Below are 12732 nucleotides of genomic sequence, written 5' to 3'. Positions count from 1 at the left end.
CTATTATTCACTCAACAGATGATAACCACCCTGTTGCTATTTACAGGTCATATCATCTCTTTGTATATTCCTCCGGCAAACTATACGTTTTAACTTTTTAGGTTAGACTGTTTTTGAAAAAGGAACAAGAAATAATCCACCATAAGATTTATTATTTTCGTCTGTATGCTCATACCATTCTGCTGCAAATAAATTCTCAACTTTTACACGCTTTTTTTTCAATTCTGCTTGAAGCCATGTCTTTGATTTACCAATCTCTTTAAGTCCATCGTCGATAATTTCGCCATTTTCTACTAAAATAATAGACTTTTTTCCCTCATCCTTTTTAACAACGGAACAATCACCACTGGTTTCTAAATGAACAAAAGCTGCTTCATGTAAACTACAACCTTTAATTCGTAACATTGTAATCAAGTCATTTACGCTGATACCCAAACTCTTAATCTTATCCATTTGAAATACACTATCTAAAACTAATGTGACATTTCGTCCTGCAACAAGACGACGAAAAAAAACTGAATATCGTGCACAAAAATTAAGAGATGTAACCAAAGCTTGCCAAATACATAAAACAATCAACAATTGAACAGTACTAATGTTCGGATTATAAACAACCCCTCCAATGATACTCCCCATCACAAAATTACTTATCAAATCAACCGGTGTCATTTGACTGAGACTGCCGCGCCCTGTTGTTCTTAAAATCAAGAGGAAGGCGATAAGACCTACAACCAATTTAAATGCGACATACCCGTAATAATATACAAATTCCATCAAACTTTCTCCCTTGTTATGAAAGCTGCTAGAATACGGGAATTATAAGCGTTTGATTTCCCACACGGTTATACGTTCACCAGTTTGTGAATCCTTGCTATCTTTGAGTGAAATCCCCTCGGCTGCAAGCTCATCACGAATTGTATCCGCAGCTGCCCACTCTTTATTATGGATAAGCTGCAACCTTTCGGCAATGCGCTGATCAATAATTTTTTTATCAAGAGAAGTTTTTTTTATAAACAGTGGGCATTCTAGATCGCTAATCCATTCTTGCCGCAAGAGCCCAAATAAATTCATCCCATTTGCGAGTGCTATAGCATTTCCTGCTTTATAAAATTTTCGCAAAAGAGTAAATGCACTCGGAGTATTAAGATCATCACTTAGTGCATTTAGTAAAGATTCATCAATCGATTCATTGTTTTCTACTCTTTCTCTTTCATAGCGAAGCAATTGATACCAACGATACAGTTCGCTACTAGACTGTGCCAAACGTTGAGATGTCCAATTTAACGGTTCACGATAATGCGTTTGTAACATTGAAAAACGTGCAGACAAACCAGCCCAATTTTGCTTTATTTCATCTGTTAAAACACTACTAGTCTCAACAAAATTGCTCTCTAAAACAGAACGAATGGTTATGAAATTGCCAAGGCTTTTAGACATCTTTTTACCTTCAACTTGCAAAAATCCATTATGCATCCAAAGATTAGCCATCCGCTCAGTTCCAAAAGCTGAACAACTTTGTGCAATCTCATTTTCATGGTGAGGAAAAATCAAATCGATACCACCACCATGGATATCAAAAATATTCGCTGTTGGATCATCACAAGTCAAACCACCACCATAGGGTGCTAATAGTTTTGCCATTGACATTGCAGAACATTCAATATGCCATCCTGGACGCCCTAAAACAGAAATTCCTGCCGGTGATACCCAACCTGGTTCTCCCTCCATAGAGGGCTTCCATAAAACAAAGTCCATCTCCTCTCTTTTATAAGCAGCAACATCAACACGCGCACCCGCTCTCATTTCATCCAACGAGCGTTTTGCCAATGCCCCATAATGGGAATGTTTTTTGATACTGCTCACAGAAAATAATATATGATTTTCTGCTTTATAAGCGTGCCCCTTTTCAAGCAACCTTTCAATTAAAGAGCGCATTTCCTCTAAATGATCAGTTGCACGCGGTTGACTAGTTGGCAGTAGACAACCGAGTGCTAGTGTATCTTGTTGAAATTGAGCATATGTGCGCTCTGTTAATCGACGAATAGCATCATTAAATCCTAATTCTGGATATTCGCAAGCTGCTCGTGCATTAATTTTATCATCCACATCTGTAATATTACGCGCATATATAACATGATCATTTCCATAAACATGACGCAATAAACGAAATAAAACATCAAAAACAATTACAGGACGCGCATTACCTATATGCGCATAATCATAAACCGTTGGACCACAAACATAAAGACGTACTCTTGTCGTATCTATTGGTGTAAAATTTTCTTTTTTACGTGTAAGCGTATTATAAAATCGCAACTCTTTCATCTTTATACTCCATTAGCGATATTACTCGCCGCTTATCTAAGATAAAACTCATCTAAAATCATTGCATTATGCGGTTTGAGCTAAAAATTTCTATAGCTTATGTAGAATTCTCATAATTTCCCCATTTCCTTCAGGCAGCATTGATCATCTGTCACAAAAACAATCCGCTTTATTTGATTGGACAAAAATATTTTATCAATACATACTTTTTCTCGATAAAAAAATGTCACAGAAGAAAATCTGTAATGTGTAATACAACTCAGACTTACACGAAAAATAAATTATATACAGAAAATTTGAAATTTTTAATCACACAAAACTTTGTTAGTATTTTTAATCAATCTCTATGACGCTCTCCCTACTCTTTGTTCATGCTCTAAATTTTACAACATACCGGTTATTGGGAATGATGTATAAATTCATTTGTGTCCTATCTTTTAGCATATGTTCTATGACAAAACCATTTTTCACGATTGTAATCGTACAGAAGCTTATTAAAAGAAAGCAAATAAATTTATGCGTAATATATTGATAAATATCATTTTTTTAATATTTTTTTTAACTTCATCACAAACTTTTGCGCAACAATTGCCACCCTATGAGTCAAAATTGCTACGGCTAGCAGAAATTTTGGGATCCCTTCATTCTCTACAAAACCTTTGCAGTACTCCAACAAATCAATGGTATGACTACATGCATGCACTGATCGAGATAGAACAACCAATAGCACAAAGACGTGCTTACTTTTACGAAGCGTTTAATAGAGCGTATAGTGCTTTTTCAGAAAATTATCATTATTGTACACAATCAGCAATTGAAGCAAATCAAAGATATATTAAAGAAGGAAAAGCCTTATCCGAAAGCCTTCTCACGTATTATAACAATCAACCTGCGCAAAAATTACCAAATCTTCGATTTGACTTATCCCACTAACAATACTCTCAAAAATAAATAGATCAATAAGCTTATTCTGATATAAATTATAGCAAATTTTTAAGGCTAAACCCTCAATATGCTTTTACTCTGTATAATAAAATCACTACGAGCACCTTGTTCACCCATAAAATTATTTTATAAAATTTATCAGTTTTATGTGGTCATACCAAAGCTTCTATAAATTTAACAGGCTCACCTTGCGAAGGTGTGATAATTTCACCTTCCCACATAACGCGCATACCACGAATAATAGTACCAACAGGCCAGCCTTTAACTTTTTTACCATCATAAGGTGTCCAACCTACACGCGAACCAATTAATGCATTCGTAATAATTTCTTCCCGCTTAAGATCAACAATGGTCAAATCAGCATCATATCCAACAGCAAGGCGCCCTTTACAGCTTATACCAAAAATACGGCTAGGGCCATGCGAAGAAAGATCAACAAAACGTTCAAGAGAAAGCTTTCCTGCATTTACATGTGTTAGCATAATTGCCGTCGTTGTCTGCACACCTGTCATCCCCGAAGGTGACGCAGGATAAGCTTTAAGCTTTTCTTCAAGCGTATGAGGAGCGTGATCAGAACCTAATACATCAACAATACCTTGCTGAACACCATACCACAGAGACTCACAGTGGCGGCTTTCACGAATAGGTGGATTCATCTGAATCAATGTGCCAAACTGCAAATAATCATCAGCAGTTAAAGTCAAATGATGTTGTGTAACTTCAATAGTTGCAACATCTTTATGTTTTTTTAGAAAATCTATTTCTTCTGCAGTAGAGAGATGTAATACATGAATGCGCGCCTTCGTTTCATGCGCAATTTTCACTAAGCGCTGTGTACATTTTAATGCTGCGACTTCGTCACGCCAGACCGGATGTGATGATGCATCTCCTTCAATACACAACATTTTACGCTCTTTGAGCCTTTCCTCATCTTCAGAATGAAAGGCTGCACGACGGCGTGTATTCTGCAAAATAAGACGCACACTTTCATCATCATCCACCAAAAGATTACCTGTAGAAGATCCCATAAAGACTTTAATTCCAGCAACACCAGGAAGTCTTTCTAACTCAGCTAATTCATGTGCATTTTCACGCGTTCCTCCAACCCAAAAGGCAAAATCACAATGCATCCGATGAAATCCGCGCTTTACCTTATCAAACAAAGCTTCTTCTGATGTGGTTAAGGGATTGGTATTAGGCATTTCAAATACTGCCGTAACACCTCCTAACACCGCAGAATAGGAACCACTTTCTAAATCTTCCTTATGTTCATTACCTGGTTCGCGAAAATGAACTTGACTATCGATAATCCCTGGCAAAATATGTAACCCTGTACAATCAATCACTTCACCAGCAGATGCCCATGTAAGATCACCAATTTCAGCAATACGGCCATTTGTAATACCAATATCACGCTTACTCCTTCCATCATGATTTACTACTGTTGCACCTTTAAAAATTGTATCAAATGTTTTAAACATAGCCATGCTCCTCACATATCCTTTCTTTATCGATTATGTAACTTTAGGCAGAAAGGCAAGAACCATGATTGAAAAACAAAATGCCATTCTCTTTAAAAATCGTAGAATTATTAAAGTTACCGGTGAAGAAGCAACAAATTTTCTTCAAGTTCTTATCACAACAGATGTGACAAAAATCGCCCCAAAAGAAATTTTCCCTGGAGCTCTCTTATCTCCACAAGGAAAGGTTATTGCTGACTTTCTTATCGGTAAAAGAGATGATGGTTATCTGATTGATATCGTTGCACATTTAGCTGATACCTTCTACAAGCGTTTGCTCCTCTATAAGTTGCATACAAAAATAGAAATTACACAACCATTACAAGAACTTGTTACAGTTTTCTGGAACAACGAATCAAATACTTTAAATTTTGATTCAAGTTTTATTGATAAGCGATTTCCACAAAAAGAAAAAATAATACGATCCTATGGAAAAATAGCTTTTTTGGCTCCAGAATATAATGATAATTGGGATCGATTACGTATTCGTTATGCAATCGCAGAAAGCGGTCAAGATTACGAAATAGGTAAAATCTTTCCTCATGATATTAATTACGATCAAATCAGTGGGCTAGCATTTAATAAAGGTTGCTATATCGGGCAAGAAGTTGTTTCAAGAATGCATCACCGTCGCATGGCACGTCGCCGTGTTTTAGTCGTAAAAAGCCAGCATGAATTAACCAAAGGCTCCAGCGTTGAAGCAGGAAAAAAAATACTTGGTTATCTAGGAACATGTGCTGTAAACGAAGCCTTAGTTTTAATGCGTATAGATCATGTCAAAGATGCTATGAATAACAATATCCCATTTACAGTAGAAAATTCTCCCGTCACAGTAAGCATTGCTGAAAATATGAATTTTACCTTCCCTGAAAGCACTGTGAAAACTCCCTAATGGCTAAAGCTGAATTATCAAAAAATGGAGAAGCACGAGCTTGGCAAAGAATGCTTTCTGGCCGGCGTCTCGATTTGCTAAACCCTTCTCCTTTTGATGTCGAAATCGAAGATATTGCCCATGGACTTGCCCGTGTTGCACGTTGGAACGGTCAAACACGAGGAGAACATGCCTATTCTGTTGCACAACATTCACTTTTGGTAGAACAAATATTTCAAAAACTTTTTCCCCAATCGCGTAGCGATGCGTGCCTGTGTGCTCTCCTTCACGATGCACCGGAATATGTCATAGGTGACATGATTTCGCCCTTTAAAGCTGTCATAGGAAAACAATATGAGCTCATCGAAAAACGTATACAAGATGCTATCCACATGCGCTTTTCCCTCCCCGTTAATCCTTCTCAAAAGCTCTTAAAAAAAATCAAACATGCTGACCGCATTGCTGCATTCTACGAAGCTATCACGCTTGCTGGATTTAATACAGAAGAAGCCCTTCGCTATTTTGGCTCTCCAAATAATATTTTACCCGATGATCTCAATTTGCAACCATACTCTACACAACAAATTGAAAACACCTTTTTAATCCGTTTTAATGACCTTGATACCCAGAGAGCACACTAATATTCTTCTTGTATCATTCACCCTTTATCATTTGAGTTGAGAAAAATTCCTATATTAGGTTTTCGCCTTTTTCCCTTAACGCTTTCTTAAATGCAATTATTAAAAAGAATGATCCCCTTTTTTCATCCACTATCCTATAGAAATTTGATAGTCTACAATTTCTGCCTCTATAATAAATTGTAACTTAAAACCAACAAAAAGCACATATTATTAAGTTCAAGTTTTTGCGATCTACTATCAATGAAAACTTCGAAAACTTTATGCGTTTATGAATCAATAATTATATAAACGGAATGATATATTAAAAATTACAGCTCAAATTGAATACAAACAAGAGATATATGAAAGAACATGTATATTATCGGAGCTCGATCACAAATGCTCTCTTATCAAATTTTTCATATTAAAGTGGATTTTATTTTAGTTTATAAACTTCCTTATCAGCTGGAAAAGTACGCGATGTGACATCCTCTGCATAATTCTTGATTGCAGATTCCATTGCTTGTTCAAGAGCACCATAACGACGCACAAATTTTGGTACATAAGCACCGTAGCCTAACATATCTTCCATAACTAATACCTGTCCATCGCACTGATTAGACGCACCAATACCAATGGTCGGGATAGAAAGTTTTTCTGTAAGCTTCACCGCTAAAGGTTCGACAACCCCTTCTACAACTACAGCAAAAGCACCAGCTTCTTCGATCGCTATCCCGTCGGATTCAATCCTTTGCCAATCACTCTCCTTGCGTCCTTGCGTCTTGAAACCGCCAAAACGATTTACCGCCTGTGGCGTCAGTCCGATATGCCCCATAACTGGAATGCCACGTTTACACAAAAAATCAATTGTCTCTGCTATATAAACACCGCCTTCAAGCTTCACTGCACCACACCCTGTTTCTGCAAGAACACGCGACGCATTAGAAAAAGCTTGTTCTGGACTTTCTTCATAAGAACCAAAAGGCATATCAACAACTACAAGGGCTTTTTGCGATCCACGCATAACCGCCTGTCCGTGCAAAATCATCATGTCTAAATTAACAGGAAGTGTTGTCTCAAACCCATACACAACCATGCCAACGCTATCACCAACCAAAAGTAAATCGCAATATGGGTCAGCAATTCGCGCAGTATAAGCCTGATAAGCTGTTAAAGAAACAATCGGTTGTTGCCCTTTTCTTGATCGTATTTCAGAAGAAGTTATACGCTTCATAGCTTTATTATGTACACTCATTTTCATGCTTCTCTTGCAATATGTATTGATCAATAAGCCTCACTGTACCAAAACGGACAGTGAGGAGTAAAACTGCAGGTTTTTCTAATCTCCCTTTTACCTCGCATAAGGTTTCCATATCTCGTAAATCCACTGATTCAATAATGGCGCGCGATTCTTGCTGTAAAATATCATGAACAATTTTGCATAATTTATCAACCGAGCGTTCACCTTGGCGATAAAGTTTTTCAGCAGCTTTACCACTTTTAGAAATAATTTTTGCAGCTTTGCGATCTTCTAATGTTAAAAGCTGATTACGTGAAGAACAGGCGAGCCCATCTGCTTCACGTAAAATAGGCACCCCTACAATTTCAATAGGAAAAGCTAAGTCTTCCACCATACGTCGAATAATCAAAATTTGTTGAAAATCCTTTTCCCCAAAAAAAGCCTTATCTGGCTGGACAATATTAAAAAGCTTAGCAACAACGCTGGTCACGCCACAAAAATGCCTTGGACGTAATCTCCCTATCAAAATACGTGATAACTTTCCCACCTCCACAACTGTGTCATTTCCTAGTGGCCACATTTCTTCTACAGAAGGTGCAAAAACATATTCAACACCCGCTTTTTTCAACAAAGCACAATCGCCCACCAAATCTCTTGGGTATTTATCAAAACCCTCGTTGGAACCAAATTGTTTTGGATTGACAAAAATAGAAACCAACACTTTATCACACGTTGCTCGTGCTTTCTGCACTAATGCTAGGTGCCCCTCATGCAGTGCCCCCATCGTTGGAACAAAACCAATCGAAAGTCCTAAACACCGTTCTGCTGCGATATATTGACGTACTTCAGAAATTGTTTTTAAGATTCGCATCTTCATATTCTATTGACTATTTATCGGATTAACAAATTGATGCTTGCATACAAAATTGGCGTTCAAATAATTGTATCAAATTCATGCGCATCGGTGGTTGCTTTATATCCCGCGGTTCCCAAACATGACGCATTAAAAAGAAACCCGTTAGAATGAAACCATTTATTATGTCATTAAAATCTACAGGACGTGTCGTTCTTTGCACAAGAAACTGTGGTAAAATGAAAAGCTTCTCTTTCCAAGGGCGCCCCGCCTCCTCACATACAGCTCGTCCCGATTTTGGTGATACATAACAAAGTCTTTCTGTGCTGCCTGTTGCAGCACAATGAGATAAATCAAGGCCAAAGCCAAGTTCTTCAAGCAGCCGCATTTCAAAACGTACAAGCAACTCTGCGTTTACAAACAGCTCATCAAAATTCTGCATAAAGAGATGTAAAATATCGTATAAAATAGGATGCGGATCACGCTCAGGAAGGAAACGCAAATAAAAAGCTATCAACTGCAAAGCATAAAGTGCCTCTGGTAAGAGAATTAACCGTGCAGCATGTAAGTTAAGTGCTTCAAGTCGAAAAAGCCCTAAATGTTCATCTAAACGCGCCCACCACTCAGCCTCAACAAAATTCCCAGGTTGAAGAAGAGCCGCCATACGACGAGAACGCCCCCCTTTTACCACTCCCATATAACGTCCACGCTGACGCGTCATAATCTCAAGAATAACACTTGTTTCACCATACTGGCGCGTACCAAGGATAATGGCTTGTTCTTTCCATTTCATTTTGTTTTTAAAAATCCAGTCTCATTTCGCGATAACGCTCTGGATCGGTGTCCCAATTATCACGCACTTTCACAAAGAGAAAAAGATGAACTTTCTGATTCATAATTTCCATTAATTCTTTGCGTGCTGCCTGTCCAATCGCTTTAATTGTATCGCCTTTTGCTCCTAAAACAATTTTTTTCTGACTCTCACGCTCTACATAAATAACTTGGTTAATTTTAACTGAACCATCTGAATACTCTTCCCAGCTTTCTGTTTCGACTGTTGAAGTATAAGGGAGTTCATCATGAAGACGGAGAAAAAGCTTTTCACGCGTGATTTCAGCAGCAAGATAACGCATAGGCATATCTGAAATTTGATCTTCCGGATAATACCAAGGTCCTTCCTGCATCATTACACTCAATGCATGAAGCAGATCCTTGCAACCAGAACCGTTTAAAGCCGAAATCATAAATGTCTGCACAAACTTCACGCGCTCATTAATTTGAATGGTTAACGCTAAAAGGGATGATTTAACAACTGTATCAATCTTATTAAGAACGAGAATCTTGTCTTGTTTAAAATTTTTTACAATATCTAACATTGTACAAACTTCATCCGAAAGACCACTTTGAACATCAATCAAAACTAAAAGGATATCAGCACTCTTAGCGCCTCCCCAAGCAGCAGATACCATAGCACGTTCTAAGCGCTTATGGGGACGAAAAACACCTGGAGTATCAATCAACACAATTTGCGCATTATCATGAACAACAATACCACGAATCAAAGTCCGCGTCGTTTGGACCTTATGCGTTACAATTGAAACCTTCGTTCCAACTAACTGATTAACCAATGTCGACTTACCAGCATTAGGCATTCCAATAAGCACAACAAAACCAGAACGCGTTTTAATAACGTCATCCATGATTATTTTTTCCCATTGTTTCCCATATCCCCTCTCGTCGTAAAATTTTCTCCGCTGCCATTCTTTCAGCATATCTTTTAGAACTACCTTGCCCAATCTCTGGAGCAAAACCAGAAATGCTTACTTCTACCATAAAAACAGGATCATGATCTGGGCCAGAACGCTTTATAACCCGATAATGTGGCTGTACACTGCCCTGCATGTGCGCCCACTCCTGTAGCTCTGTCTTGGCATCACGTCGGCCAGCATCCATTTGTTTTGCTCGATTTTGCCAATATCTTTGAATAAAAAATCGAACGCTTTCCAATCCTCCCTCTAGATACATCACAGCAATTAAAGCTTCTACCACATCAGCGTGCATATTGATGAGTCGGCGTCGCTCAAAGTTTCTCATCTCAAAACCAACATGAATCATTTCAGGCAAACCCATTTCTCGTGCAATATCGGCACATGTCTGCGCATTCACCAAACCGTTTAAACGTACCGATAATTCACCTTCACTTGCCTGCGGAAAAAATTGATAGAGCATTTCTGCAATCAAAAGTCCGAGAACTCGATCACCTAGAAATTCCAGTCGTTCATAATTCCCCTGTTCTGAATCTTGTACACTAGAATGTGTCAATGCTTTTTTTAATTTCTCTTCATTCTTAAAGCGATGCCCCGTCAGCTTCTCAAGCTGATCAATCATTGGACGCTTCATTATTGTTTCCTTGTTTGATAAGCGGCAAATCATGAACAGTATTGATAAAAGAAAACAAACGACTCCAACGTATATCAAATGGCCAGCGCCAAATCTGCCAAGCACTTGAACCATTACGAATAGAGAAAAAAATCACACTTGCTCGACCAACCAGATTCTCTTCCGGAACATAACCCACATCTAAACGACTATCATCTGAATTATCACGGTTGTCACCCATCATAAAATAATGACCTGCTGGAACTTCAAAGACTTTTGTGTCATCAACTTTTGGAATAAAAGCTAAATCAAGTGTATCATAGCTAACACTATTGGGCAGTGTCTCACGATAGACATCGACAGGGGAATTAACCTCTGTTATATCAGAATTATCAATCTTCCCCATAAAGTGACGTGAAACAGCCTTATCATTAATATAAAGGATACTTTGACGGACTTGTATACGATCACCAGGTAGTCCAATAACACGTTTTATATAATCAATTTTTGGATCACTTGGTAAACGAAAAACAACGACATCACCGCGCTGAGGCTGAGACGCCCAAATCCGTCCTGAAAAAAGAGGAGGAGAAAAAGGAATAGAAAAACGAGAATACCCATATGCATATTTTGAAACAAACAGATAATCCCCTACAAGCAAAGTAGGACGCATAGAACCGGAAGGGATACTAAAAGGTTGAAAAAAAACTGTGCGAATAAACGCTGCTAATAATAGAGCCTGTATCAAGACCCAAATAAATTGACGAATTCCACCTTTTTCTTCCTTTTCACGCATTTTCTCTTTCTGGATCATTATAGACACCCTTCTCATTATAATTATAATTCATCTCTTATCATAATGTTCAAATAACAAAAGTACAATCTCCCACAATATCTATTCACGTGGAAGTGCTTCAATAATAACAAATGCCTGCGCCCAAGGAAAATCATCCGTTATACTTAAATGAATGACAGCTTCATAATAAAGAGGCAATAATTTTTGCAAGTGCATTTGCGCACAACCTGTTAGCTTCATGATTGGTTTGCCAGATGATAAATTGACCACCCCCATATCTTTCCAACTCACACCACAAGCGATTCCTGTCCCCAAAGCTTTAGCACATGCTTCTTTGGCAGCAAATCTTTTGGCATAAGAAGAAGATCTCTTTTGAAGATTTTCAGATTTGATCTGTTCAATGTCAGTAAAAATACGTTGAACAAAACGGTCGCCATAACTAATCAACATTTTTTCGATGCGTCTTATATTAACAAGGTCGTTCCCGATACCAATGATCATAAGGTATCACCTGTTTTTTTCTGCCACATACGCTTTTTATTTATAATTTTTTGATATCGCTTTTTTTGAAAACGGGCAATTGCTCTATAAACACTTATATAAGATAAGCTACCCAAAATGGCACCCAAAAGCGTACCACCTAAAATCATTGGTCTCATGATTGAGTCCCATGCCCCCTTGAAAAGAAGAGAGAAATTTGACAATGACAAACCATCAAAGAGAGTGCGAATTTGCGAAAGAGAAATCTCATTTACATTGCTAAAAAATGATAGACAAAAATAACCAATCTTATAATCAGCCATAACAATGAGCAAAAATGTCAGTGGATTAGAAAAAATCGTTCCAATAATTGCTGCTGCAAAATTTGCTCGTAAAAGCCAAGACAAAAATATTGCCAAAACAATATGCATGCCAAAGAGAGGCGAACAAGCTAAAAAAATTCCTATGGCAAAGCCCAATGCAACTTTATGTGGTGTTGCTGATATACGTAAAATACGTTTACGTATGTAGCAAAATGAGCGAGAAAATGAACGACGTGGCCATAACCAAAGCCGCACACGCTTTATAAAATCTATTGGTTCTCGACGACGAAAAAGCATATGCCTCTCAGTATACATCTTGTGATAATGAAATAATTCGCATAGTTTAAATAAGTTTATCCAAGTTTTTTGCATAAAAAGAA

At 37.8% G+C, this 12732-nt stretch carries 14 protein-coding genes; 3 read left to right on the top strand and 11 right to left on the bottom strand.

The window, feature by feature from the left end; genetic code table 11:
• Nucleotides 1–102: 102 nt before the first annotated feature.
• Both QWU_RS05070 and cysS read right to left on the bottom strand, forming a co-directional pair.
• Entirely contained in the window at nt 103–774 is a 672-nt protein-coding gene (locus tag QWU_RS05070) for a DUF421 domain-containing protein (protein ID WP_006589275.1), read from the bottom strand.
• A gap of 42 nt (nt 775–816) precedes the next feature.
• A complete protein-coding gene (cysS, locus tag QWU_RS05065) occupies nt 817–2325 on the bottom strand; it encodes a cysteine--tRNA ligase (RefSeq protein WP_017196336.1) in 1509 nt (502 codons plus the stop codon).
• A 516-nt stretch (nt 2326–2841) separates the two neighbouring features.
• On the opposite strand from cysS, the gene QWU_RS05060 reads away from it, so the two are divergent.
• On the top strand, nt 2842–3258 hold the full coding sequence (locus QWU_RS05060) for a TIGR02301 family protein (protein ID WP_017196335.1): 417 nt from the start codon (nt 2842–2844) through the stop codon (nt 3256–3258).
• Nucleotides 3259–3422: 164 nt separating this feature from the next.
• On the opposite strand, the gene QWU_RS05055 is transcribed toward QWU_RS05060, so the two are convergent.
• Nucleotides 3423–4751 (bottom strand): dihydroorotase, encoded by a 1329-nt coding sequence (locus QWU_RS05055; RefSeq protein WP_017196334.1) that lies wholly within the window; start codon nt 4749–4751, stop codon nt 3423–3425.
• 64 nt (nt 4752–4815) lie between these two features.
• Here QWU_RS05055 and ygfZ point away from each other — a divergent pair, with 64 nt between their 5' ends.
• Together ygfZ and QWU_RS05045 are read left to right on the top strand one after the other, a co-directional pair.
• Nucleotides 4816–5682, top strand: coding sequence for a CAF17-like 4Fe-4S cluster assembly/insertion protein YgfZ (gene ygfZ / locus QWU_RS05050; protein ID WP_017196333.1), 867 nt, complete (start codon nt 4816–4818; stop codon nt 5680–5682).
• The gene (locus tag QWU_RS05045) at nt 5682–6302 is read left to right on the top strand and encodes a YfbR-like 5'-deoxynucleotidase (RefSeq protein ID WP_006589270.1); all 621 of its coding nucleotides are present in this window, start codon (nt 5682–5684) and stop codon (nt 6300–6302) included. The genes ygfZ and QWU_RS05045 overlap by 1 nt, the downstream gene beginning before the upstream one ends.
• A 415-nt stretch (nt 6303–6717) precedes the next feature.
• Here QWU_RS05045 and panB read toward each other — a convergent pair whose 3' ends face one another.
• The 8 genes from panB to QWU_RS05005 form a co-directional block, all read right to left on the bottom strand.
• Nucleotides 6718–7536: a 3-methyl-2-oxobutanoate hydroxymethyltransferase gene (panB, locus tag QWU_RS05040; protein ID WP_006589269.1), complete on the bottom strand. Its 819-nt coding sequence runs from the start codon at nt 7534–7536 to the stop codon at nt 6718–6720.
• The gene (gene panC, locus QWU_RS05035; protein WP_006589268.1) at nt 7523–8398 is read right to left on the bottom strand and encodes a pantoate--beta-alanine ligase; all 876 of its coding nucleotides are present in this window, start codon (nt 8396–8398) and stop codon (nt 7523–7525) included. Before panC ends, panB begins: the two co-directional genes overlap by 14 nt.
• 22 nt (nt 8399–8420) lie before the next feature.
• Nucleotides 8421–9167, bottom strand: a complete 747-nt coding sequence (gene recO / locus QWU_RS05030; RefSeq protein ID WP_006589267.1) for a DNA repair protein RecO — start codon at nt 9165–9167, stop codon at nt 8421–8423.
• A 7-nt stretch (nt 9168–9174) separates the two neighbouring features.
• Nucleotides 9175–10074: a GTPase Era gene (era, locus tag QWU_RS05025; protein WP_017196330.1), complete on the bottom strand. Its 900-nt coding sequence runs from the start codon at nt 10072–10074 to the stop codon at nt 9175–9177.
• A complete protein-coding gene (gene rnc / locus QWU_RS05020) occupies nt 10067–10774 on the bottom strand; it encodes a ribonuclease III (RefSeq protein ID WP_006589265.1) in 708 nt (235 codons plus the stop codon). Before rnc ends, era begins: the two co-directional genes overlap by 8 nt.
• Nucleotides 10755–11567: a signal peptidase I gene (lepB, locus tag QWU_RS05015; protein ID WP_006589264.1), complete on the bottom strand. Its 813-nt coding sequence runs from the start codon at nt 11565–11567 to the stop codon at nt 10755–10757. Before lepB ends, rnc begins: the two co-directional genes overlap by 20 nt.
• Before the next feature lie 81 nt (nt 11568–11648).
• On the bottom strand, nt 11649–12050 hold the full coding sequence (gene acpS / locus QWU_RS05010) for a holo-ACP synthase (protein ID WP_006589263.1): 402 nt from the start codon (nt 12048–12050) through the stop codon (nt 11649–11651).
• On the bottom strand, nt 12047–12649 hold the full coding sequence (locus QWU_RS05005) for a DUF2062 domain-containing protein (RefSeq protein WP_006589262.1): 603 nt from the start codon (nt 12647–12649) through the stop codon (nt 12047–12049). The genes acpS and QWU_RS05005 overlap by 4 nt, the downstream gene beginning before the upstream one ends.
• Nucleotides 12650–12732: the final 83 nt, after the last annotated feature.

The organism is Bartonella birtlesii IBS 325, assembly GCF_000273375.1.
In the GTDB taxonomy this organism is placed as follows: domain Bacteria; phylum Pseudomonadota; class Alphaproteobacteria; order Rhizobiales; family Rhizobiaceae; genus Bartonella; species Bartonella birtlesii.
The sequence above is the reverse complement of the archived record's forward strand: the minus strand, read 5'-3'. Positions and strand labels throughout refer to the sequence as shown.